24 protein-coding genes are annotated in these 22,955 nt (G+C 72.7%); 6 read left to right on the top strand and 18 right to left on the bottom strand.

What is annotated here, in order from left to right:
- Nucleotides 1-29 precede the first annotated feature (29 nt).
- The 5 genes from ABD086_RS06120 to ABD086_RS06100 all read right to left on the bottom strand — a co-directional run bounded on the left by ABD086_RS06120 (nucleotide 30) and on the right by ABD086_RS06100 (nucleotide 4,771).
- Complete coding sequence (locus ABD086_RS06120; protein WP_343906591.1) at nucleotides 30-362, bottom strand: DUF3017 domain-containing protein; 333 nt, start codon at nucleotides 360-362, stop codon at nucleotides 30-32.
- Entirely contained in the window at nucleotides 359-1,204 is an 846-nt protein-coding gene (locus ABD086_RS06115; RefSeq protein WP_343906590.1) for a bifunctional methylenetetrahydrofolate dehydrogenase/methenyltetrahydrofolate cyclohydrolase, read from the bottom strand. Before ABD086_RS06115 ends, ABD086_RS06120 begins: the two co-directional genes overlap by 4 nt.
- Before the next feature lie 128 nt (nucleotides 1,205-1,332).
- The gene (gene purH / locus ABD086_RS06110) at nucleotides 1,333-2,907 is read right to left on the bottom strand and encodes a bifunctional phosphoribosylaminoimidazolecarboxamide formyltransferase/IMP cyclohydrolase (protein ID WP_343906589.1); all 1,575 of its coding nucleotides are present in this window, start codon (nucleotides 2,905-2,907) and stop codon (nucleotides 1,333-1,335) included.
- Nucleotides 2,904-3,512 carry a phosphoribosylglycinamide formyltransferase gene (gene purN, locus ABD086_RS06105; protein WP_343906588.1) on the bottom strand — a complete coding sequence of 203 codons (609 nt, stop codon included), beginning with the start codon at nucleotides 3,510-3,512 and terminating at the stop codon, nucleotides 2,904-2,906. The genes purH and purN overlap by 4 nt, the downstream gene beginning before the upstream one ends.
- On the bottom strand, nucleotides 3,509-4,771 hold the full coding sequence (locus tag ABD086_RS06100; protein ID WP_343906587.1) for a cell division protein PerM: 1,263 nt from the start codon (nucleotides 4,769-4,771) through the stop codon (nucleotides 3,509-3,511). Before ABD086_RS06100 ends, purN begins: the two co-directional genes overlap by 4 nt.
- An 83-nt stretch (nucleotides 4,772-4,854) precedes the next feature.
- Here ABD086_RS06100 and ABD086_RS06095 point away from each other — a divergent pair, with 83 nt between their 5' ends.
- The 5 genes from ABD086_RS06095 to ABD086_RS06075 all read left to right on the top strand — a co-directional run bounded on the left by ABD086_RS06095 (nucleotide 4,855) and on the right by ABD086_RS06075 (nucleotide 9,750).
- A complete protein-coding gene (locus tag ABD086_RS06095; RefSeq protein ID WP_343906585.1) occupies nucleotides 4,855-6,699 on the top strand; it encodes a SigE family RNA polymerase sigma factor in 1,845 nt (614 codons plus the stop codon).
- 105 nt (nucleotides 6,700-6,804) lie between these two features.
- Nucleotides 6,805-7,299, top strand: coding sequence for a sigma-70 family RNA polymerase sigma factor (locus ABD086_RS06090; RefSeq protein ID WP_343906584.1), 495 nt, complete (start codon nucleotides 6,805-6,807; stop codon nucleotides 7,297-7,299).
- The gene (locus ABD086_RS06085) at nucleotides 7,292-8,701 is read left to right on the top strand and encodes a hypothetical protein (protein ID WP_343906582.1); all 1,410 of its coding nucleotides are present in this window, start codon (nucleotides 7,292-7,294) and stop codon (nucleotides 8,699-8,701) included. The genes ABD086_RS06090 and ABD086_RS06085 overlap by 8 nt, the downstream gene beginning before the upstream one ends.
- Before the next feature lie 9 nt (nucleotides 8,702-8,710).
- Nucleotides 8,711-8,863 (top strand): hypothetical protein, encoded by a 153-nt coding sequence (locus ABD086_RS06080; protein WP_343906580.1) that lies wholly within the window; start codon nucleotides 8,711-8,713, stop codon nucleotides 8,861-8,863.
- Between the two features lie 149 nt (nucleotides 8,864-9,012).
- Nucleotides 9,013-9,750, top strand: coding sequence for an ANTAR domain-containing protein (locus ABD086_RS06075; RefSeq protein WP_343906578.1), 738 nt, complete (start codon nucleotides 9,013-9,015; stop codon nucleotides 9,748-9,750).
- On the opposite strand, the gene ABD086_RS06070 is transcribed toward ABD086_RS06075, so the two are convergent.
- The 4 genes from ABD086_RS06070 to icmB form a co-directional block, all read right to left on the bottom strand.
- Nucleotides 9,747-10,286 (bottom strand): GNAT family N-acetyltransferase, encoded by a 540-nt coding sequence (locus ABD086_RS06070; protein ID WP_343906576.1) that lies wholly within the window; start codon nucleotides 10,284-10,286, stop codon nucleotides 9,747-9,749. The genes ABD086_RS06075 and ABD086_RS06070 overlap by 4 nt on opposite strands.
- Nucleotides 10,287-10,358: 72 nt before the next feature.
- Complete coding sequence (sucD, locus tag ABD086_RS06065; RefSeq protein WP_343906574.1) at nucleotides 10,359-11,240, bottom strand: succinate--CoA ligase subunit alpha; 882 nt, start codon at nucleotides 11,238-11,240, stop codon at nucleotides 10,359-10,361.
- A gap of 14 nt (nucleotides 11,241-11,254) precedes the next feature.
- Nucleotides 11,255-12,421, bottom strand: a complete 1,167-nt coding sequence (sucC, locus tag ABD086_RS06060) for an ADP-forming succinate--CoA ligase subunit beta (protein WP_343906572.1) — start codon at nucleotides 12,419-12,421, stop codon at nucleotides 11,255-11,257.
- 166 nt (nucleotides 12,422-12,587) lie between these two features.
- Nucleotides 12,588-13,010 (bottom strand): coenzyme B12-dependent isobutyryl CoA mutase small subunit, encoded by a 423-nt coding sequence (gene icmB, locus ABD086_RS06055; RefSeq protein WP_343906571.1) that lies wholly within the window; start codon nucleotides 13,008-13,010, stop codon nucleotides 12,588-12,590.
- Nucleotides 13,011-13,167: 157 nt separating this feature from the next.
- On the opposite strand from icmB, the gene ABD086_RS06050 reads away from it, so the two are divergent.
- On the top strand, nucleotides 13,168-14,091 hold the full coding sequence (locus ABD086_RS06050) for a M23 family metallopeptidase (RefSeq protein WP_343906569.1): 924 nt from the start codon (nucleotides 13,168-13,170) through the stop codon (nucleotides 14,089-14,091).
- Nucleotides 14,092-14,241: 150 nt separating this feature from the next.
- On the opposite strand, the gene pcrA is transcribed toward ABD086_RS06050, so the two are convergent.
- The 9 genes from pcrA to ABD086_RS06005 form a co-directional block, all read right to left on the bottom strand.
- Nucleotides 14,242-16,674, bottom strand: a complete 2,433-nt coding sequence (pcrA, locus tag ABD086_RS06045; RefSeq protein ID WP_343906567.1) for a DNA helicase PcrA — start codon at nucleotides 16,672-16,674, stop codon at nucleotides 14,242-14,244.
- Nucleotides 16,675-16,737: 63 nt separating this feature from the next.
- Nucleotides 16,738-17,211 carry a hypothetical protein gene (locus tag ABD086_RS06040; protein WP_343906566.1) on the bottom strand — a complete coding sequence of 158 codons (474 nt, stop codon included), beginning with the start codon at nucleotides 17,209-17,211 and terminating at the stop codon, nucleotides 16,738-16,740.
- A gap of 10 nt (nucleotides 17,212-17,221) precedes the next feature.
- Nucleotides 17,222-17,584, bottom strand: coding sequence for a response regulator (locus ABD086_RS06035; RefSeq protein ID WP_343906564.1), 363 nt, complete (start codon nucleotides 17,582-17,584; stop codon nucleotides 17,222-17,224).
- A gap of 37 nt (nucleotides 17,585-17,621) precedes the next feature.
- Nucleotides 17,622-18,077, bottom strand: a complete 456-nt coding sequence (locus ABD086_RS06030) for a chemotaxis protein CheX (RefSeq protein WP_343906562.1) — start codon at nucleotides 18,075-18,077, stop codon at nucleotides 17,622-17,624.
- Nucleotides 18,074-18,466, bottom strand: a complete 393-nt coding sequence (locus tag ABD086_RS06025) for a response regulator (protein WP_343906560.1) — start codon at nucleotides 18,464-18,466, stop codon at nucleotides 18,074-18,076. Before ABD086_RS06025 ends, ABD086_RS06030 begins: the two co-directional genes overlap by 4 nt.
- Nucleotides 18,454-19,290 carry a CheR family methyltransferase gene (locus ABD086_RS06020; protein WP_343906559.1) on the bottom strand — a complete coding sequence of 279 codons (837 nt, stop codon included), beginning with the start codon at nucleotides 19,288-19,290 and terminating at the stop codon, nucleotides 18,454-18,456. Before ABD086_RS06020 ends, ABD086_RS06025 begins: the two co-directional genes overlap by 13 nt.
- Nucleotides 19,287-20,381, bottom strand: a complete 1,095-nt coding sequence (locus tag ABD086_RS06015; protein WP_343906557.1) for a protein-glutamate methylesterase/protein-glutamine glutaminase — start codon at nucleotides 20,379-20,381, stop codon at nucleotides 19,287-19,289. Before ABD086_RS06015 ends, ABD086_RS06020 begins: the two co-directional genes overlap by 4 nt.
- A gap of 78 nt (nucleotides 20,382-20,459) precedes the next feature.
- Nucleotides 20,460-21,317, bottom strand: coding sequence for a hypothetical protein (locus tag ABD086_RS06010; protein WP_343906555.1), 858 nt, complete (start codon nucleotides 21,315-21,317; stop codon nucleotides 20,460-20,462).
- Between the two features lie 55 nt (nucleotides 21,318-21,372).
- Nucleotides 21,373-22,944: a methyl-accepting chemotaxis protein gene (locus ABD086_RS06005; protein WP_343906554.1), complete on the bottom strand. Its 1,572-nt coding sequence runs from the start codon at nucleotides 22,942-22,944 to the stop codon at nucleotides 21,373-21,375.
- Between the last annotated feature and the right edge of the window lie 11 nt (nucleotides 22,945-22,955).

The raw sequence follows: 22,955 nt of genomic DNA, 5'->3' as shown, positions 1-22,955 counted from the left end.
TGGGACCTGCAGTGGCGCCGACTCGGCATCTACAGGGGCTGGTCGGGGATCGAGCCCGCCAGGAGGATGAGCGCGATCCCCGTCCCGGCCAGCAGGAAGCAGTCCCACCAGCGCCGCCGTACGGCGAGCATGCCGGCGTCCTTGGCCGGCAGCACCGCCCGCACCAGCGCGGCGAAGACCAGCGCGCCGCCGAACCAGCGCACGCCCAGGCGCCAGCTGCCGGTCGTCACGATCCCCACCGAGACCGCCACCACGGCGAGCACGACGAGGTAGAACGCCCCGCCGATGGTCGACGGGTAGCGGCGTCCGTCCTCCTCGACCGGGGGCTCGGCCGGGAGCGGCTCGGGCTCCTCCTCGGTCACGCCACCGACTGCTCGGCCGCGAGGACGATGTTCGAGAGCAGCATCGCGCGGGTCATCGGGCCGACGCCGCCGGGGTTCGGCGAGACCCAGCCCGCGACCTCCCACACGTCGTCGGCGACGTCGCCGGCGATCTTGCCGTCGACCCGGGAGACGCCCACGTCGAGGACCGCGGCGCCGGGCTTGACCATGTCGCCGGACACGATGCCAGGCACCCCGGCCGCGGCCACGATCACGTCGGCGGTGCGGGTGTGGGCGGCGAGGTCGCGGGTGCCGGTGTGGCACAGCGTGACCGTGGAATTCTCGCTGCGACGGGTGAGCAGCAGGCCCATCGGTCGGCCGACGGTGATGCCGCGGCCGATCACGACGACCTCCGCGCCGTTCAGCTCGACGCCGTGGCGGCGCAGCAGCTCGATGCACCCGATCGGCGTGCAGGGCAGCGGACCGGACTCGCCGAGCACCAGCTTGCCCAGGTTCGTGGGGTGCAGCCCGTCGACGTCCTTGGCCGGGTCGACGCGCGACAGCAGCCGGAACTCGTCGAGCCCGGTCGGCTGCTGGACGATGAAGCCGGTGCAGGCGGGGTCGTCGTTGAGCCGGTCGATCTCCGACTCCACCTCCGCCTGGGTCGCGGTGGCCGGCAGGTCCACGCGGATCGAGGCGATGCCGATCTCCGCGCAGTCCTTGTGCTTGGCGGAGACGTACCAGTGCGAGCCCGGGTCGTCTCCCACCAGGACGGTGCCGAGGCCGGGGACGACCCCCTGCTCGCGGAGCTTCGCCACCCGCTCCGTCAGGTCGGCCTTGATGGCCTTCAGCGTGGCGGTGCCGTCCAGCTTCTGTGCAGTCACGTACCCATCCTGTCTGGCTTGCGATTCACTTTCATCTCGCGGGGTCTCGACACGCGCCTGGCGACTTCGCAAGCTCAGTCGCCGCGCTCGCTCGACCACCATCATCGAGTCCGCCGACGCGTCCTCGATCAGTGCGCGAAATGGCGGGTGCCGGTGAAGTACATCGTGACGCCGGCGGCCTTGCAGGCCTCGATCGTCAGCTCGTCGCGGACCGAGCCGCCGGGCTGCACGATCGCCGCGACGCCGCCGTCGATGAGCACCTGCGGGCCGTCCTCGAACGGGAAGAACGCGTCGGAGGCCGCGACCGAGCCCCGCGCCCGCTCCCCCGCCCGCTCGACGGCGAGCCGGCAGGAGTCGACCCGGTTGACCTGGCCCATGCCGACGCCGACCGAGGCGCCGTCCTTGGCGAGCAGGATCGCGTTGGACTTCACGTAACGGCAGGCCTTCCACGCGAACGCCAGGTCGGCCAGCACCTCGGGTGAGGCGGCCTCGCCGGTGGCGAGCGTCCACGTCGACGGATCGTCGCCCTCGGCGTCCACGTGGTCGACGTGCTGCAGCAGCACGCCGCCGCTGATCCTGCGGAACTCCACGGCCTCCGGGTGCTCGTCGACGGGGCAGACCAGGATCCGGATGTTCTTCTTGCCCTGCAGGACCTCGACCGCGCCCTCCTCGTACGCCGGGGCGACGATCACCTCGGTGAACACCTCGGCCACCTGCCGGGCCATCTCCACCGAGACCGGCCGGTTCACGGCGATCACGCCGCCGAACGCCGACACCGGGTCGCAGGCGTGCGCGCGGCGGTGCGCCTCGGCCACGTCGGCGCCGACCGCGATGCCGCAGGGGTTGGCGTGCTTGATGATCGCGACGGCGGGCTCGGCGAAGTCGTTGGCGGCGCGGCGCGCGGCGTCGGTGTCGACGTAGTTGTTGTACGACATCTCCTTGCCGTGCAGCTGCTCGGCGCCGGCCAGGCCGCCCCCGCCCGGCGCCGACTCAGAGCGGTAGAGCGCGGCCGGCTGGTGCGGGTTCTCGCCGTACCGGAGCACGGCGGCCTTCTCCCAGGTCGCACCCACCCAGGCCGGGAAGCCGGTGCCCTCGGAGGTGTCGGTGAGGACGCTGCCCATCCACGAGGCCACCGCCACGTCGTACGACGCGGTGTGGGTGAACGCCTCCGCGGCCAGCCGCTGCCGCTGCGCGAGGGTGAAGCCGCCGGCGGCGACCGCCGCGAGCACCTCGCCGTACCGCGCCGGGGAGGTGACGATCGCGACCGAGGGGTGGTTCTTGGCCGCGGCGCGGACCATCGACGGGCCGCCGATGTCGATCTGCTCGACGCACTCGTCGGGCGTGGCGCCGGAGGCGACCGTCTCGCGGAACGGGTAGAGGTTGGAGACGACCAGGTCGAACGGCTCGACGCCGAGGTCGGCGAGCTGCTGCACGTGGGAGTCGAGGCGCCGGTCGGCGAGGATCCCGGCGTGCACCTTCGGGTGCAGGGTCTTCACCCGGCCGTCGAGGCACTCGGGGAAGCCGGTCAGGTCCTCGACCTTGGTGACCGGGATGCCGAGGCCCTCGATCAGGGCGGCGGAGCCGCCGGTCGAGACCAGCGTGACCCCGGCCTCGTGCAGGCCGCGGACCAGCTCCTCCAGCCCGGACTTGTCGTAGACGGAGACGAGCGCCCGCCTGATCGGGACCTGGTCGAGAGTGGTCATCGTCCGAACCGGACCTTCCTGTCGTTGATCGTGAAGCCGTCGCGGGCCATCCGGCCCACGGCGTCGACGAGCATCCGGCGCTCGGCGACCTTGATCCGCTCGTGCAGCGTCTCGACGGTGTCGTCGTCCTCGACCGGGACCGCCTGCTGCGCGACGATCGGGCCGGTGTCGACGCCCGCGTCGACGACGAAGAGGGTGCAGCCGGTGACCTTGACCCCGTAGGCCAGCGCGTCGGCGGGGCCGCGCATGCCGGGGAACGCCGGCGAGAGGGCGGGGTGGGTGTTGACGACCCGGCCGCCGAACCGGTCCAGGAACTCCGCGCCCACGAGCTTCATGAAGCCGGCGAGCACGACCAGGTCGGGCTCGAAGCCCGCGACCGTGTCCGCGAGCGCGCGGTCCCAGTGCTCGCGGGTGGTGAACTGCCCGACCTGCTTGACGAACGTCGGGATGCCCGCGCGGTCGGCGCGCGCCAGCCCCTCGATGTCGTCGCGGTCGGCGCCCACGGCCACCACCCGCGCGCCGTACGACGGGTCGTCGCACGCGTCGAGCAGGGCCTGGAGGTTGGTCCCCGATCCCGACACCAGGACGACGAGGCGGGCGGTCACCCCACGGAGTCTAGGGAAGCCCTCTTCGCGGCCCGACGCTGCCACCAGGTCATGAGAACGCCGCCGACGAGCCCGCCGATCCCGAACGCGGTGATCGCGTGCACCATCACGTCGAGCGACTCCGGCCCGAGCACCCGCATCCGGCCCGGACCGACCGCCCCGCCGGACACCGCCGCGAGGATGCCGAGCAGCACGCCGGCCAGGACGCCGCCCGCGCAGCCGCGCAGCGCGCCCTCCTCCCACCGCAGGGTGGGGTTGCGGCGCTGCGACCGGGCCGCCGCCAGCGCGGCGACGACCGGGGCGAGCCCGACCAGGTACGCCGTCCAGGCCGGCGTGGGGCCGTTGTCGGGCAGCGCGGCCAGCAGCGGGAACATGGGGAGCGCGCCGATCTGGACGAGCGTCGGCGAGACCAGGGTGCCCGCGCCGACCGCGAACCCGGGGCCGAGCAAGTAGCTGGCCGAGAAGAGCGTGGCGTTCGGCACGACCGTCGCGGTCAACGCGGTGTAGACGGCCGCGTCGCCGGCGCCGGTGTGCAGCCGCGACATCACGTTGATCGCGGTGCCGAAGTCGACGACCAGGGCCGCCGCGAACGCGACCGCCGCGACCGCCAGGTAGGCGCCGAGCACGCGCAGGCAGGTGGCGCCGGCGGCGCGGGCCGATGGCGGCAGCAGCGCGGCCCAGATCGCGGCCCGGCCCGAGCCGATCGCGATCGCGGCCAGCCCGAAGGTCAGGCAGAGCAGCATCGACCACAGCAGCACCCGCGCGAGGGAGGGGGCGGTCTCCGGAGTCGCGGCCAGCCGGAGCGTGACGATCGCCACGGCGGCGTACCCGGCGGTGAAGCAGAGGGTCGCGGTCGCGACCGTCCAGTCCCGCTCGCCGTCGGCGATCCGCTCGGCGTCGGGCCCGTGTCCGGAGACCGAGTCGCCGACCCGGTGGCCCAGCTGCCACACCGACCAGGCGGCGAGCGCGGTCAGGCCGAGCGGGACGACGGTCACCGCCACGCCCTGCACGTGCAGCCCGGAGCCGTGGGCCAGCAGCCACCCGAGCGCTCCCACGCGGAGCCCGTCGCGCGGGGCCCCGTGCGCGCCCGCGTCGGCTAGGAACCAGCCCACGACCCCGAGCGCCAGGCACACCAGGAGGGTCGCCAGGGCGGCGGCGGCGCCGCCGAGGACGGCGACGAGGACGAGCGGCCGGCGGTGGCGTGCGTCGTACCGGGCCTGCGAGAACGCGGACGAGGAACCCGGGAGCAGCGAAGTCATGGCGCTGCCATCATCGCCGCCGCCCGGCGACGATCCCGGTATTTCGGGCCGAGCGGCGCGGGCGCGTTACCGTGGACGGCGCGATGAGGGATCCCGACGAGTTCGACCAGTTCTACAAGGACGTCCGCGACCGGCTGCTGGTGCTGACGTACTGCCTGACCGGCGACCTCCCGTCCTCCCGGGCGGCGGTGCGCGACGCGTTCGTCGTCGCCTGGCACCACTGGCGCAAGGTGTCGCGGCTCGAGGACCCCGAGGGCTGGACTCGCGTCCGCGCCTGCGCCCGCGCGCAACGCCGGCACACCGCCAAGCTCTGGCACCGCGAGAAGGGCCTGGACCCCGAGATCAAGGCCACCCTGGACGCGCTGGGCAAGCTGCCCCTCCCCCAACGCCGCGTCCTCCTCCTCACCGAGCTCACCAGCGCGTCGATGGCGGAGATCGCCCGCGAGGTGGGCCTCCCCCGCACCGACACCGAGCGCGAGCTGCAGACCGCATCGGCACAGTTCGCGGTCGCGCGCGACGTGCCGACCACCAGCATCCGGTCGGTGTTCGAGCCGGTGCGCGCGTACGTCGAGGGCGCCGGCCGCTGGCCCCGCGCCACCATCGTGCGCCGCGCCGGCGCCACCCGCCGGCGTACCCACACCGTGATCGGCGTCGCGGCCACCGCCGCCGCCCTCGTCGTCACCGGGACGCTGGTGAGCGACGAGACCGGCGTGCGTCCGACGCTCACCGGCGAGCGGGTCAGCGCCGCCGAGTCCCACAGCAGGAGCCCGAAGCCCACCCCCGAGCCGGTGGACCTGCCGGCGGAGGCGCTGCTCGCCGCCGACCAGGTGTCGCGGGCCACGCCCGGCCGAGCCTGGGTCGAGGGCACCACCGACGACAACAGCGCCGGCGACGGCCTGGCGATGCCGTGCCAGGACGACCGGTACGCGGACCCGAGGGGCACCGCCGCGCTCGTCCGCACCTTCGAGCCGAAGAAGCTCGGCAAGCCGGGTTCGACCGCGACCGCGGTGCAGACGGCGCAGGCCTCGCGGTCCGAGAAGGCCGCCCGGCGCGGCTACACCACCGCGCTGGACTGGTTCGCCGGCTGCGACGACGACCGGGCCCAGCTGATCAGCACCCACCGGGTCGACGGGGTCGGCGACGCGGCGATGCTCCTGGTGCTCCGCTCCTGGGACGGCCCGGGCTCCATGCTCATCGCGGGCGTCGCCCGGACCGGCGAGCTCACCACGACCACGTTCACCCGCACCCCCGTCGGCGCCACCCCGGCCCGGCAGAAGGCCGCGCAGCTGCTCGCCGACGCCGTCTCGGGCCTCTGCAACCTGCAGGGCGCCGGCTCGTGCGCGTTCGGCCCGAAGCTCCGGGAGACGGCCCCCGTGCCCGCGGCCACGGTGCCCGCGATGCTGGCCGAGGTCGACCTGCCGCCGGTGGCGGGCGTCGAGAAGCCCTGGGTCGGCACCGAGCCGCGCCAGGCGCGGTCGAACGCCGCCGCGACCACCTGCGACCGCACCGACTTCGGCTCCACCAGCAACGGCGTCACCCGCACGTTCCTGGTCCCCGGCGCCGGCCTGCCCGCCCAGTTCGGCCTCACCGAGACCATCGGCTCGCTGCCCGAGAAGAAGGCGACGGCGTTCGTCGAGCGGATCCGCACCGCGCTCGCGACGTGCTCCGACAAGCACATGGGCACCCAGGTCACGCCGGTCAGGAAGGTCGACGCGAAGGGCCGGGACCTCTCGGTCTGGCACGTGACCACCGAGATCAGCGAGAACAAGACCGTCGACTACCTGATGGGCGTGGTGCGCGACGGCACCTCGATCGCCCAGGTCGGGTTCGTCCCGGCACCGAAGGTCGGCTTCGCCCCCGGCGCGTTCGTGGGCATCGTGGAGCGGGCGCTGGCCCGGCTCGGCGCCCTGCCCGCCCCGAAGGGCTGACGGCTCCCGGAATTTCCCCGATCGGCGTGCAACCGTGTGCGCGGGTGAGGCGTATCCCTCACGACTCAGCACCCCGCTGAGTCGCACACGAGACGGGAAGGGTCGATGGACGAACGCGAGTTCGACGACTTCTACCTCGCGTCGTTCCAGCGGATCACCGCCCAGGTCTACGCCATGATCGGCAACCGCGACGAGGCGCAGGAGTGCGTCCAGGAGGCGTTCGCCAGGGCCTGGGCACACCGACGGAAGCTGGACCGGGCCGAGCACCCCGAGGCCTGGGTCCGCACGACGGCGTACCGGCTGGCGGTGAGCCGCTGGCGGCGCACCGTCCGCGGGCGGCGACCGGTCGACCGCGCCCTGGGCGCGCCGACCGAGGCGGCAGCACCGAGCGAGAGCCACGTGGCGCTGGTCGCCGCGCTCAAGCGGCTCCCCGAAGCGCAGCGGCAGGCGCTGGTGCTGCACCACATCGCCGACCTTCCCGTGCACGACGTCGCCCGCGAGGTCGGCGTCCCCGAAGGAACCATCAAGGCCCGGCTCAGCCGCGGCCGCGCAGCCCTCGCCGCGCTGCTCGCGGACGAGGAAGGACTCAGCCATGCCTGATCCGGCAGACCAGAACTTTCTGGCAGAGCTCGAAGGCTTCACCATGCCCACCGCCACGCCGCTCCCCCCCGGGGACGTACGCCGCCGAGGCGACCGCATCCGCCGGCGCCACCGCGCGCTGGTCGCGGCCGGGGCCCTCGCGGTGGTCGCGGTCATCGCGACGCCGTTCGCGGTCCTGGCCGGCCACGGCCACGGCAGCGTCGAGCCGGCCCCGATGCCGCCCGCCACGCAGCCGGCGGGCGGCTGGACCACGACGATCCCCGCGGGCTTCGACCTCGGGGCCGGCATGGGGGACGCGCAGTCGCCGGTGACCACCTCGCGCGACGCCGTGGTCGACGAGTTCGTCTGCGGGGTCGCCTGGTACTTCGAGCCACGCCCCGTCGACCAGCTGAGCGCCTCGATGCAGAACGCCGGCTCGGAGGGCGGCCACGACCGGCACCTGGTCGTGTTCGACGACGCCGGCCAGGCCGAGGCCGCGATGAAGCAGTTCCGGGACGCGCCCGGCTACTGCCGGGGCACCTACAGCGACGAGGGCTGGAAGTACGAGATGTTCCCGGCCGACTCGGGCAGGAGCGGCGCGGACGAGGCGTCGGCCTGGGTCCAGGGCCTCCACGACGACACCGGCCTCACCGGCGAGGGGATCGTGACCGTGGCGCAGCGGGTCGGCAACGCCGTGCTCGTCGACACGGCGATCTCCATGGGCGTCGGCGACGAGGGCGTCCGCCAGGAGGGGGTCGACAACCTGGTCGGCCGGTCCGCGCCGATCGTCGGCGAGATGTGCACGTTCTCGGTCGGGGGTTGCGCACCGGCATCGCCGGACGCCTCCGAGGCGGTCGACCGGCCCTCGGGGCTGGCCGGTGCCATCCCGGACGACTTCCCGCTCGAGAAGGGCCTGCCGACCGGCGCGGGCGCCATGGACGGACCCGCCCACGAGATCGACCTCGCGCCGTACAACCTGGAGAACAACCTGCGCGCGTGCGGCGTCGCCCCCTCCGGCCTCCCGGAGCCGGACGACGCGTTCCACGCCGGCCACCGCACGCCGGCCGAGGGACACCTGCGCACCCTGATGACCTTCGGGTCGGTCGCGGAGGCGCAGGCGTACGCCGAGGGCGTGCTCGCGGTCTTCGCCGACTGTCCCGAGGACACGTCCGGGCAGGTCAGCAAGCGCTACCGGGTCATCCCGGGCGACCTCGGCGACTACGCGGCGTCCGCGGTGATGCACGTCGAGGTCGACGGGCAGCCCGGGATCGGCTACGAGGTCGTCCAGGTGGTCCGGGTCGGGCAGGCCGTGCTGCAGACGCTGGTCGTCAACGACGGCGAACTGCTCGACGCCGCGGGCGCCGAGCAGCTGAGCACGATGCTGCTCGAGAAGAGCCAGACGGTCACCGACGCGATGGCCTGACGGGGCAGCGTGGTTTGGGCGGCCGGCGGGGCGGGCACGGACGGTCAGCACCACCCAAACGAACGGAGCTACCCCATGTTGTGGACCATCCTCATCATCCTGGCGATCATCGCGCTCGTGCTGTTCATCCTCGGCCGCGTGCGCGGCGGCCGGGGAGTGTGAGCCGCGGCCCACTCGTGAACGAGGCACCGTCCCTCTCGGGGGGCGGTGCCTCGTCGTTTGTCGGCCGGTGGAGCGAGGCCTCACCGCCCGCGGTCTCGCGCGGGACCGACCCCGGGCCGGGGTCTCGACGCTCGACGTAGAGTCGCCTGGTGGACCTGAACGAGCTGCACCCGGACGCGGTGTTCCAGGCCCTGCCTCGTCCGACGGTCCTGCTCGACACCGACTTCGTCATCCGGGCGGCGAACGACGCCTACCTCGCGGCGACGGCCCGGTCGACCGACGAGCTGGTCGACGTCCCCATGTTCGACGCCTTCCCCGACAACCCCGACGACTCTGACGCCGACGGGGTGGCGAACCTGAACCGCTCCCTGGAGCACGTGGCCCGCTCGAGACACCCGCACAACATGCTCGTGCAGCGCTACGACATCCTCGACTCGGTCGACGGACGCTGGATGCTGCGGTACTGGAGTCCGCTGAACATCCCGGTCCTCGACGACGGCCGCGTGGTGGGGCTGCTGCACCAGGTCGAGGACATCACCCCGCTCGAGAAGGACCTGCGCCGGGTGATGGAGGGGTACCGCGACATCATCCAGGACGGTCCGCTCACCGACGGCGACGCCCGCCGGTTCGCCGATGCGGCACGGGCGTTCGCCAGGTCGGCCACCGACTACCAGGTGATGGCCGAGGAGATCATGAACCTGCGGCGCGCCCTGACCTCGCGGGCCACCATCGACCAGGCCAAGGGCATCGTCATGGCCGAACGCAGGTGCACTCCCGAGGCGGCGTTCGAGGTGCTGGCGGCCCTGTCGCAGGACACCAACGTCAAGCTGATCGACGTTGCTGCGGCGCTGGTCTACAAGGCCCAAGGACCCGTGGAGCAGGGCTAGGCCCACTCCCGCCGGAGCAGCCCGTACACCCACGAGTCCGACACGTCGCCGTCCACGACGCAGTCCTCGCGGAGCGTGCCCTCGCGCACGAACCCGAGCTTCTCCAGGACGCGCGCCGAGGCCAGGTTGCGGGTGTCGGTCTCGGCCTGCACCCGGTTCAGGTCGAGGGTGCCGAACGCCCAGTCGAGCAGGGCGCGCGCGGCCTCGGTCGCGTAGCCCCGGCCCCAGGCTTTCTCGGCGAGGCAGTAGCCCAGCGCCGCGCTGCGGTAGTCGGGGTTCCAGCGGCTCAGGCTGCACCAGCCGAGGAAGCGGCCGTCCCGCTCGACGGCCAGTCGGACACCGGTCCCGTCCTCGGCCAGCTGCCGCGACGCCCCGATGAAGCGCTGGGCGCGCGAGGGGTCGGCCCACGGCGGGGAGTCCCAGTAGCGCAGCACGTGCGCGCTGCTGTGCATCGCGTAGAGGGCGTCGGCGTCCGCGTCGGCGACGGGCCGCAGGCGCAGCCGGGCGGTCTCCAGCGTGGGCGTGGTCAGGGACATGACGCCATCGTGCCCCGCCCGGGACGGCGAACGGCCCCGGACGGGGCGTCCGGGGCCGTTCGAAGCGGTGCCTCAGAGGCTCTTCAGCACGTCCCGCATCAGCTGGGCGGTCTCGGACGGCGTCTTGCCGACCTTGACGCCGACGGCCTCGAGGGCCTCCTTCTTCGCCTGCGCGGTGCCGGACGAGCCGGAGACGATCGCGCCGGCGTGGCCCATCGTCTTGCCCTCCGGGGCGGTGAAGCCGGCGACGTAGCCGACCACCGGCTTCGTCACGTGCTCCTTGATGTACGCCGCGGCGCGCTCCTCGGCGTCCCCACCGATCTCGCCGATCATCACGATCGCCTTGGTGTCGGGGTCGTTCTCGAACGCCTCGAGCGCGTCGATGTGCGTGGTCCCGATGACCGGGTCACCGCCGATCCCGATCGCGGTCGAGAAGCCGTAGTCGCGCAGCTCGTACATCATCTGGTAGGTCAGCGTGCCCGACTTCGACACCAGGCCGACCGGGCCCTTGCCGGCGATCGTCGCCGGCGTGATCCCGGCGAGCGACTCCTCCGGGGTGATGATGCCGGGGCAGTTCGGACCGATCATCCGGGTCTGCTTGCCCTGCAGGTAGGACCACACCTCGGCGGTGTCCTGCACGGGCACACCCTCGGTGATGACGACCAGCAGGCCGATGCCGGCGTCGATGGCCTCGATGCAGGCGTCCTTCGTGAACGCCGGCGGGACGAAGACGACCGAGACGTCGGCACCGGTCTCGGCCATCGCCTCCTTGACCGTGCCGTAGACCGGCAGGTCCTTGCCGCCCAGCTCGACGCTGGTGCCCGCCTTGCGGGCGTTCACGCCGCCCACGATGTTGGAGCCCGCCTCGACCATCAGCGTGGTGTGCTTGGACCCCATGCCGCCCGTCATGCCCTGGACGATGATCTTGGAGTCCTTGTTGAGGTAGATAGACATCTGTTTTGTCGTCCTTACGCGTTCGCGAGCTCGGCGGCCTTGTCGGCCGCGCCGTCCATCGTGTCGACCATGGTCACCAGCGGGTGGTTCGCCTCGTCGAGGATGCGGCGGCCCTCGTCGACGTTGTTGCCGTCGAGGCGGACGACCAGCGGCTTGGTGGCCTCGTCGCCGAGGATGTCCAGCGCGCCGACGATGCCGTTCGCGACCTCGTCGCAGGCGGTGATGCCGCCGAAGACGTTCACGAACACGCTCTTGACCTGCGGGTCGCCGAGGATGACGTGCAGGCCGTCGGCCATCACCTGGGCGTTCGCGCCGCCGCCGATGTCGAGGAAGTTCGCCGGCTTCACGCCGCCGTGCGCCTCGCCGGCGTACGCCACGACGTCGAGCGTGGACATGACCAGGCCCGCGCCGTTGCCGATGATCCCGACCTCGCCGTCGAGCTTGACGTAGTTGAGGCCCTTGTCCTTGGCCTGGGCCTCGAGCGGGTCCTCCTCGTCACGGATGGCGAAGCGCTCGTGGTCGGGGTGGCGGACCTCGGAGGCGTTGTCGTCGAGCGACACCTTGCCGTCGAGGGCCTCGAGCTTGTCGTCGGCCAGCCGGGCGAGGGGGTTGACCTCGACCAGCGTGGCGTCCTCCTCGACGAAGACGGTGTAGAGCGCCTGGATCATCGCCACGGCCTGCTCGAACACCGGCTCGGGGAAGTTCGCCTCGGTGGCGATCTCGCGGGCCTTGGCCTCGTCGACGCCGGCGCCGGGGTCGATCGGGATCTGCTTGACGGCGTCGGGGTTGGTCTTCGCGACCTCCTCGATCTCCACGCCGCCCTCGACGGACGCGATGCAGAGGTACCGGCGGTTGGCGCGGTCGAGCAGGAACGAGAAGTAGTACTCCTCCTCGGGCGGGGTGGCCGGCGTGACCAGGACCCGGTTCACCCGGAGGCCCTTGATCTCCATGCCGAGGATGTTCGACGCGTGCTCGAACGCCTCGTCGGCGGTCTTCGCGAGCTTCACGCCACCCGCCTTGCCGCGGCCGCCGGCCTTGACCTGCGCCTTGATGACCGTCACGCCGCCGAGCTCCTCGGCCGCGGATCGCGCGGCCTCGGGGGTCTCGACGACGACGCCGAGCGTCGTGGTCACACCGTGCTTGGCGAAGAGCTCCTTCGCCTGGTACTCCATCAGATCCACAGATCCACCAAGTCCTCTAGTCGGAGCGGGCAGGCGCGCGCTGCCGAGTCAGCAGAGCGGCCGCCACGTGCTCAGGGGTGTCCTTGGCACCTTAATCCTGCCCTCGTCCTACGACGAGGGCGGGTGGACGTGACGTGGGGCACCCCCCGGCGGGGTTTGAGCGTCGCTACTCCGCGAAGTGCGCCGCGACCCACCCGGTGATCTCGGTGGTGGGCGCACCCGGCGTGAACACCTTCGCGACCCCGATCTCCTCCAGGAGCGGGATGTCCTCGTCGGGGATGATGCCGCCGCCGAACACCACGATGTCGGAGGCGTCGCGCTCCGCGAGCAGCTCGACCAGCCGCTTGAACAGCGTCATGTGGGCACCGGAGAGCACCGACAGGCCGATCAGGTCGGCGTCCTCCTGGATCGCGGTCTCGACGATCTGCTCGGGCGTCTGGTGCAGCCCGGTGTAGACCACTTCGTGGCCGGCGTCGCGCAGGGCGCGGGCGACGATCTTGGCGCCCCGGTCGTGACCGTCGAGGCCGGGCTTGCCGACCACGATCCGGATCCGTCGCGTCGGGGTGCCCGCCGTCGTGCCGTGTGTCATGGGGCGCAGGCTAGCCGACGCGTGAGAAGCACCACCCCGAGCGGCGGGAGCCTCAAGAAATACCCATTGAACAGCCGATCAATTCCCCGAGGCCGTGATCAGTCCGTTACAGTCATGCCTCGCCGTCTGAACCCCCGAGCAGCGGAGAGTCATATTCATGGGTAACCACCGAGCGGATCGCCGCGGCCCCGGCCGCCGTCCCTCGGACCTCCCGACCCCGGTCGCCCCCGCGGCCGTCGTGGCCGGGAAGCGCCGGGCCGCCAGCCCCGGCAAGTCCGTGCCGACCACTCCCCGGAGCAGCGGCGGCAAGCGTGTCGCCAGCCGCCACTCGTCCTCGCGCGGACCCCTGTTCCGGGGCCTCCCGTCGCCGCCGGTGCTGCTCGGCGTCGCGGCGCTCGCGATCTCCGCGGGCGGGGCGCTGACGGCCGCGGGCGGCAGCCTCGGCGACGACGGCACTCGGTTCAGCCAGGCCAGCGCCCTCAGCGGCGCCAGCGACGTGTCCCGCGTCAGCCTCCTCGACCGCGACACGGTCTCCCGCGACTCCCGCCGCGACGCTCTCGCGGACGCCGCCGACGCCAAGCTGGTCGACCAGGCGGAGAGCCAGCTCAAGCAGCGCGACGCCGCGCTGGCGAAGTTCGCCCAGCAGGCCGAGCAGCAGGCGGCGAAGCTGCGCCTCAACCAGTGGGTGCTGCCGGTCGACCCGGGCGCCTACCACCTGACCGCCGGCTTCGGCGAGTACTCCGGCCTGTGGTCGCACTACCACACCGGTCTCGACTTCGCGGCGCCCACCGGGACGCCCATCCACGCGGTCGCCAACGGCGTCGTCACCTCGGTCGGGTACGACGGCGCGTACGGCAACAAGACCGTGATCACGCTCGACGACGGCACCGAGCTCTGGTTCTGCCACCAGAACTCCTACGCCGTCGACGTGGGCCAGGAGGTCCACGCCGGCGACCTGATCGGCTACGTCGGCTCCACCGGCAACGTGACCGGCCCGCACCTCCACCTCGAGGTCCGGCCCGGCGCGGGCGACCCGGTCGACCCGTACGCCGCGCTGGTCGTCCACGGCCTCCAGCCGTAGCGAGGACGCGTCAGCGGACTCGCTGATGGTGGTCGAGCGAGCCGCGCGGCTGAGGAACGAAGCCGCGACCGGCGTGTCGAGACCCGGTGAGACGAGCGCCTACAGCAAGCGGGACAGTTCCCGGGGTCTCGACAGGCTCGACCAACGGCGTCAGAGCTTCTCCACGGGCGCGTAGCGCAGCAGCAGCCGCTTCACGCCCTCCGAGCCGAAGTCGATCGAGGCGACCGTCTTCTCGGCGACGCCCTCCAGCGCGACCACGGTCCCCATGCCGAACGAGTCGTGCAGCACCCGGTCCCCCGGCTCGAGGCTCGGGATCGCGCGGGCGGGCTTGGCCCGCGCGGCGGCGTCCGCGCGCACCGCGGCCGCGGAGAAGTTGCGGCGCCCGGCCGCGGTCGGCTCACCGAACCGCTGGCCGCCGGACAGGTCGGGGCGCGACCACCGGGTCTGGGCGGCCTCGGTGCGCCGCCAGTCGACCAGGTCGACCGGCATCTCGTCGAGGAAGCGCGAGCCCGGGTTGTGCGACGGGGCGCCCCAGGCGGAGCGGACCACCGCGCGGGACAGGTAGAGGCGCTCGCGGGCCCGGGTGACGCCGACGTACGCCAGCCGGCGCTCCTCCTCCAGCTCGGGCTGGTCCCCCAGCGCCCGGGCGTGCGGGAACACGCCGTCCTCGAGGCCGGTCAGGAACACGACGGGGAACTCCAGGCCCTTGGCGGTGTGCAGCGTCATCAGCGTGACCACACCCGAGTCGTCCGGGTCGTCGTCGGGGATCTGGTCGGCGTCCGCGACCAGCGCGACCCGCTCCAGGAAGTCGCCGAGCCCGGGGGCGACGGTGCCGGCCTCGACATCGGCCGGGTCGGCGGACGGCCCGGCCTGCGGGTCGTCCGCGAACTCGCGCGCGACCGCCACGAGCTCGGCGAGGTTCTCCAGCCGGGTCTCGTCCTGGGGGTCGTCGCTCTCCTCGAGCGCGGTGAGGTAGCCGGACCGGGCCAGCGTCGTCTCCAGGATCACGTCGGGACGCTCCCCGCCGTCGACCATCGACTGGAGCTCCTCCACCATCGCCACGAAGCCCTGGATCTGGGTGAGCGAGCGGGTGGCCAGCCCGGGCGCCTCGTCGGCCCGGCGCAGCGCCTCCCAGAACGTGATCCGCTCGCGCTCGGCGAGCGCGTTGACGCAGGCGACCGCCCGGTCACCGATGCCGCGCTTCGGGGTGTTCAGGATCCGCCGCAGCGACACCTGGTCGGCCGGGTTGACCAGCATCCGGAGGTACGCCAGCGCGTCCCGGACCTCGCGCCGCTCGTAGAAGCGGACCCCGCCGACGACCTTGTACGGCATCCCGAGGCGGATGAACACCTCCTCGAACACCCGGGACTGTGCGTTGGTCCGGTAGAAGACCGCCACGTCGCCGGGCCGGTACTGCTTCGCGTCGGTGAGCTTGTCGATCTCCTCGGTGACGAAGCGCGCCTCGTCGTGCTCGTCGTCGGCGACGTACCCGACGATCCGCTCGCCCTCCCCCGCGTCGGACCACAGCCGCTTCTCCTTGCGGCCCTTGTTGTGGCCGATCACGGAGTTCGCGGCGTTCAGGATCGTCTGCGTGGAGCGGTAGTTCTGCTCCAGCAGGATCGAGGTGGCGTTCGGGAAGTCCTGCTCGAAGTCGAGGATGTTGCGGATGTTGGCGCCGCGGAACGCGTAGATCGACTGGTCGGCGTCGCCGACGACCATCAGCTCGGCCGGCGCCACCCGTTCGCCGTCCATCGGCGAGCCGCGGTCCTCGAGCGGGTCGGCGCACAGCTCGTGGATCAGCGCGTACTGCGCGTGGTTGGTGTCCTGGTACTCGTCGACCAGCACGTGCCGGAACCGGCGCCGGTAGGTCTCGCGGACCTCCGGGAACTGCTGGAAGAGGTGGACCGTGAACATGATCAGGTCGTCGAAGTCCAGCGCGTTGGCCTCGCGCAGCCGGCGCTGGTACGTCGTGTACGCCGCTGCGTAGGTCTCCTCGAGGTGGTTGCGGGCGTCCTTGGTGGCGTCCTCGGGGTCCTTGAGCTCGTTCTTCTGGCTCGACACCCAGTGCAGCAGCGCCCCGGGCTGGTAGCGCTTCGGGTCCAGGTCGAGGTCGTTGCAGACCAGCGTCATCAGCCGCTTCTGGTCGGCCGCGTCGTAGATGGAGAAGTTCGACTTGAAGCCGAGCCCGAGCTTGTCGAACGCCGTGATCTCCTTGCGGAGGATCCGCACGCAGGCCGAGTGGAACGTCGAGACCCACATGATCCGCGCGCGTCGCCCGACCAGGTCCTCGACGCGCTCCTTCATCTCGGCCGCGGCCTTGTTGGTGAAGGTGATCGCCAGGATCGAGCCGGGGTGGGCACCGCGCTCGGAGATCAGCCAGGCGATCCGGCGGGTCAGCACCCGGGTCTTGCCGGAGCCGGCGCCGGCCACGACGAGCAGCGGGGCGCCCTCGTGGACGACCGCCGCGCGCTGCGGGTCGTTGAGTCCCTCGAGGAGCTCGTCGGCGGTCGGACCGCGGCGCGTCGTGCGCGGCTCCTCGGGTGCGACGGACTCGAGGCCGGGAAGCGGGATCGGGCTGCTCATCTCGTCGTCCACCCTACGTGGGGCCACCCCCGACGACGGTGCCCGAGATCCCGATGCGGCGGCTCAGGCCACGACCACCACCGACAGCGCGCCGCGCCCGTAGCCGGCGATGTCCAGCTCGACGTCCTCGCGGGCGCCGAGGGTCGCGCCGTGGGCCTCCACCTGCGGCGGGACCGAGTCGCTCGGCGCGTAGGTCTCGAGGAGCCGCTGGTGGACCCCCGACGCCTCCCCGATCGGGGCGGCGAGCACGTTGAGGAGCTCCGCGCTGTTCTCGAACAGGTTCGGCGGCAGCATCTTGTCGGCGATCGCGTCCTCCGCCGCCCCCTTGGGCACCAGGGCCAGCGCCGCCCCGGCGTACGCCGCCAGCGCCTGGTCCATGAGCACCACGGTGGTCAGGCGGTGCGCGTCGTCGACGTACGTCGCGACGACCGGCCGCGGGGTCTCCAGCGTCACCGGGGAGCCGTCGCCGACGGCGACGTCGCGGCCGAGGAGGCCCTCGAAGAGGTCCTTGATCTGCTTGCGGTGCGGCAGGCTCATCGCGGCCGCCTCAGCCGAGCACGCCGGCGAGGGCGGACTCGAAGGCCTCGGGCGTGAACGGCTTGGCGATGAGGAACAGCGCACCGGCGTCCTCGGCGACCTGCCGCATCTCCGGCGACCCCTCGGACGTCACGAAGCCGAACGGCACGCCGTTGCCGCTGCCGCGCAGGTCGCGGAGCAGCTCGATGCCGGTCTTGTTGGGCATGTTCCAGTCGGACAGCACCAGGTCCGGGCGCTCGGACATGACCTTGGACAGCGCGTCGGCGCCGTCCTCGGCCTCCACCACGTCGTGGTGGCCGAACCCCGCCTGGCGGAGCGTCCGGCTGACGATCTGGCGCATGACCCGGCTGTCGTCGGCGATCACGATCTTCATGACTGGGCTCTTCCGTTCTCGGTTGGTGTTCTGGTGGTCAGGGCCGGCCGGCGAGGACCTGGACGTGGATGGGGGCGCCGTTCCACCCGAGGACGAAGCCCCCGTCGGTGGCCTCGTCGGTGGCCTCGTCGGCGGCACAGGGGCGCACGTCGGGCAGGCCGAGGGCGAGCTCGCCGCCCAAGGCGCCCTTGACGGTGCCGCCGACGACGTTGACGACCTCGCCGAGCGCGTCGTGCACGTCCTCGGCGGACAGGTCGGCCGCCGCCGTGCCGATCATGGCGCCGGCGATCTCACCGGCGAGGCCGGCGGGACAGGTCAGCGCGAGCCGGCCGTTCCAGTCGCCCTGCAGCTCGATGGTGGCGCGCACGCCGTCCGCGAGGGCTGCGTCCAGGCCGCTCGGCCAGGGCTCGACGGTCGCGAACAGCATCGTGCTCCACACCAGGTCCACGGCGGCCCGCACGAGCCCCTCGTCGGGGGCGACGACGGTGGTCATGCGCCGCTCCCGGTCCGGGCGGGGAGCAGGCCGAGCAGGTCGAGCTTCTCGAGGAGCGCCTCGCCGGTGAACGGCTTGATGAGGTACTCGTGAGCCCCGGCGGCGAGCGCGCGCACGATCTGCTCCTGCTCGCTCTCGGTGGTGACCATCATCAGGGTGACGCTCCTCCACTCGGGGCGGCGGCGGACCTCGCCGACGAACGTCAGGCCGTCCATCACCGGCATGTTCCAGTCCACGCAGGCGAGCACGGGCAGCTCGGCCGACCCCTCGAGCACGGCCACGGCCTCCGCGCCGTCGCCGGCCTCGACGACGTCGTAGCCGACCTCCTCGAGAAGCTTCCCGACGATCCGGCGCATCACGCGCGAGTCGTCCACGATCAAGGCACGCATGTGCGTTGTTCCTCTCTGATCCGGTACACCGACGACCGTCCGGCCGGTACTCGTTCCCAGGCGTCGTCGACGCCCATGGTCATCTCCGCCGCCCCCAGGAAGAGGTGGCCGTCGGGTGCCATCACCTGGCGGACCCGATGCAGGATGTCTCGCTTGGTCGCGAGGTCGAAGTAGATGAGCACGTTGCGCAGGAACACCACGTCGAACCGGCCCATCGGGGGGAACGGCCGCACCAGGTTCAGCTGGCGGAACTGGACCTGCGCGGCGAGCGCCGGGTCGATCTTCCAGTTGAGGCCGTCCCGGCGGAAGTGGCGGACCAGCGTGGTCGCCGGCAGCCCGCGGTTGACCTCGAGCTGCGAGTACTGACCGGCGCGGGCGCGGTCGAGCATCTCCTGCGAGAGGTCGGTCGCGAGCATGTCGATCTTCCAGCCCGCGAGCTCCGGGGTGTCCTGGGCGGTCATCAGGATGCTGTACGGCTCCTGGCCGCTCGAGCAGGCGGCGGCCCACACGCGGATCGTGCGGCTCGGGCGGTTCCTCGCCAGCGCCGGGAAGACCGACTCGCGCAGCGCCGTGAACGGGTCGCCGTCGCGGAACCACGAGGTCTCGTTCGTCGTGAGCGCCTCGACCACCAGCTTGAGGTCGGCGGGGTTCCGTCGGGCGGCCAGGTCGGCGACGTACGCGTCGACGCCGGCGTGACCGCCCCGACGGGCCAGCGGCACCAGCCGCGCCTCGACGAGGTACTCCTTGCCCGGCTCGAGCACGATCGCGCTCTCGGCGCGGACGAGCTCCCGGACGAAGGTGAAGGACGTCGTGCTGATGCTCACGCCCGCACCCCCGCCGCAGCGACCACGGGATGAGGGGCGGCGAGGCGCCGCACCACGGCCGGCGCGATCCGGTCCAGGGGCAGGACCTGCTCGGCGAGGCCGGCGCCGGCGACCGCGCCGGGCATGCCCCACACGACCGACGTCGCCTGGTCCTGGACGAGGACGCTGCCTCCGGCGTCGACGATGGTCGCCGCGCCCTTGCAGCCGTCGGAGCCCATGCCGGTGAGCACGACCGCGAGCACCGCGAGCCCGACGGCGCCCACCGCGCTGCGGAACAGCACGTCGACCGCGGGGCGGCAGTAGTTCTCCGGCGGTGCCTGGGTCAGGCGCGTGGCGAGCCCTCCGGCAGTGGCCACGACCTCGAGGTGGTGGTCGCCCGGGGCGATGGTCACCGTGCCGGGACGCAGCGGCTCGCCGTGGCTCGCCTCGACGACGTCGACGTCGAGCTGGCGGTCCAGCCGGGCGGCGAACTGCCGGGTGAACACGGGGGGCATGTGCTGGACGACCGCGATCGGCACCGGCAGCCGCGGGAGGTCGCCGAGCAGCCGGGTGAGCGCGTCGGGACCGCCGGTCGAGCTGCCGATCACGAGCAGCCGGTGGCCACCGGCGGGCGGCGCGGCGGGCGGCCGGAGCGGCGAGGCCACGGGAGCCACCGGCGTCCCGGTGCCGGTCGGGGTCCCGGGCCGGGGCACCAGCGACTTGATCCGCGGGATCAACGCGTCGCGGACCTGCTCCATGGAGCGTCCGACGCTGCCGACGTTCGCGGGCTTGGGCACGTAGTCCGACGCACCGGCGGCGAGCGCGTCGAGCGTGGCGCTCGCGCCCCGCTCGGTCAGCGTGCTGAACATGATGACGGGGATCCGGCTGCCGCTCTCCCGCAGCCGGCGGACCGCCTCGATGCCGTCCATCTCCGGCATCTCGACGTCCATCGTGACCACGTCGGGCTGGAGGTGGGCGACCTTCTGCAGGCAGGCCCGCCCGTTGACCGCCGTGCCGACGACCTCGATGTCGGGATCCTGTGCCAGGAGGTCGGACACGATCTTGCGGATCACGACGGAGTCGTCCGCGACGAGCACGCGGATTCGGGTCATCGGCGGCCTCACGTCTCTCGACCGGCCCGGGTGGCCGGCGAGATCTCCCATCGGCGGCGCGGCCGCCGACTTGAGGAGTCAGGCCGACGGACTGGCGTGGACCGCTCGCCAGGGCCGGAGCAGCACGTCGGCCTCCGCCGACGGCAGCAGGTCGCCGACGACGCGAGCCTGGAGGACGCCCGCGACCGCGTTCCACACGCCGTACGCCGCGTCGCGGGGCGTGAACCCCCCACGGCGGAACGCCACGACGCCGGCCAGGTGGACGTCGAGACCCAGGCGCAGCCGGTCGGAGAGGGAGAGCGCCCAGGTCGCCTGGTGCATCGCCGGCGCCCACTGCGCCGTGTGCACCCGCAGGGCGTCGACGACGCTCCGCCACCGGCGGCGGGCATCCTCGTCGGCGGACGCGATCGTCGTCAGCACCTCGCCGACCGGGTCGGCACTCGACGCCTCGGTGCCCTCCGGAGCGGGGAGCCCGGCGCGGACGAACGGCGCGCCCATGGCTCGGCGCAGGTCCGCGGGCAACCGGTCCCGCAGGTAGCCGGCCGCGGCGGCCGCGACCAGCACGTCGGCGGCGTCGCCGGCGACCGGGTCCTGGACCGCCACCGGGCCGGCGTGCAGCCAGGTCCAGTCGAGCAGCTCGCTGCGGACCAGCCGGTCGAGCGCGTGGGCGTCCCCGAGCATGCCGGTCTCGAGGCGGCGCAGCAGGGCGAGGTCGCCCTCGTCGGGCGGTACGGACGCATCGGCCACGGACGCGTCCGCGCAGGCCTGCCACCAGTCGTTCCAGACGGTGCGGCCGGGGTGTCGCGCGGCGAGCAGCGCGAGCTCGTCGGGCGTGGCCGCCAGCGCCGCGCGCAGGACGCCGGCGACCTGTTCACCACCGGACAACCGGGCCAGGTCGAAGCCCAGCGCGGGTCCACCGAGGACGGAGTACGGCACGGGACGACGGTAGCGCCCCGTGCCGAACCCCGGTCGTGCTTTCGGCCGTCGGTGGTCAGCCGGCCGTGCGGAACCGGCCCACCTCGGTGCGCAGCTCGCTCGACATCCGGGCGAGCTCACCGATCGCGGCGAGGGTCTGGTTGACCGCCTGCGTCGTGGTGGAGGCCGCCGTGGCCACGCCGGAGATGTTGGTCGCGATCTCACCCGAGCCGGTCGACGCCTCGGACACGTTGCGGGCCATCTCGTTGGTGGTCGCGGTCTGCTCCTCCACGGCGGACGCGATCGTCAGCTGGTAGTCGTTGATCGAGGTGATGATCGCCGCGATCTCGCCGATCGCGGAGACCGCACCGCCGGTGTCGCCCTGGATCGCCTCGACCCGCCGGGCGATGTCCTCGGTGGCCCGGGCGGTCTCCTGGGCCAGCTCCTTGACCTCGTTCGCGACGACCGCGAAGCCCTTGCCGGCCTCGCCGGCGCGGGCCGCCTCGATGGTCGCGTTGAGCGCCAGCAGGTTGGTCTGCTCGGCGATCGAGGTGATGACCTTGACGACGTTGCCGATCTCCTGGCTCGAGGTGCCCAGCTTCGCCACCGTGTCGTTGGTGCTCTCGACCATGGTCACCGCCTGCGAGGCCACCTTGGCCGCCTCGTTCGCCGAGTGCGCGATCTCCCGGATCGACGACCCCATCTGCTCCGAGCCGGCGGCCACGGTCTGCACGTTGCGGGAGACCTCCTCGGCCGCACCGGACACCACGCCGGCCTGCACCGAGGTCTCCTCGGCACCCGCGGCGATCTGCTGCGAGGACGCGGACAGCTCCTCTGCCGCCGCGGCCACGGCGTCCGCCGAGCCCGCGACCGAGCCGATGATCTGGCCGACGTTGTCGATGCACTGGTTCAGCGAGGTCTCGAGCTGGCCGAGCTCGGCGGTCGAGCGCTCCTCGGCGCGCCGGGTCAGGTCGCCGCCGGCGAACGCGGTCAGCACCTGCACGCTGTTGCGCAGGGGGGTGGTGATGGACCGGCCGATCAGGAACGCGAGGGCGGCCAGCGCCACCAGCCCGATCGCCGAGACGAGGAGCACGAGCGTCCGGACGCTGGCCCGGGTCTTGTTGAAGTTCACACGTTCGTTCTCGGCCTTCGTGGCGATGTCGTCGATGGCGGCCGACAGCGTCGTGTCCATCTCGTCGTTCGCCGCCTGGACGTCCTCGACCCGGCTCGCCACGGCCTTCCGGTCGGCGACCGCGTCGTCGACGAACGCCGCGATCTTGTCGCCGTACGTCGCCCACGCCGCGTGGAAGGCGGCCCGGTCGCTCGAGCTCGCCCCGAGGTCGAGCGCGTCGAGCTGGGCCAGCAGGTCCTCGACCTTGCCCTGGTCGTCGACGACGTCGGCCGGGATCTTGCGGTTGTCCTGGTAGGCGACGGCCTTGAGCCCGTCGACCTTCAGCTCGCTGGACCGGGTGTCGAGCTGGTGCATGATCGACACCGCTGCCGCGTACTCGTTCGTGTGGTGAGCGTGCTCGTCGAGCGTGCTCAGGCCGTTGACGACGACGCCGCCCACGAGCACGACGGTGGCGCCGCCGATCGCGGCGATGGCGGCCAGCCGGCGGCTGACGGTCCAGGTGATGGCTGACTTCATGGGATCTCCCC

It is taken from the genome of Nocardioides aquiterrae (assembly GCF_039526625.1).
GTDB classification, from domain to species: domain Bacteria; phylum Actinomycetota; class Actinomycetes; order Propionibacteriales; family Nocardioidaceae; genus Nocardioides; species Nocardioides aquiterrae.
This window is presented reverse-complemented; position numbering and strand designations above follow the sequence as displayed.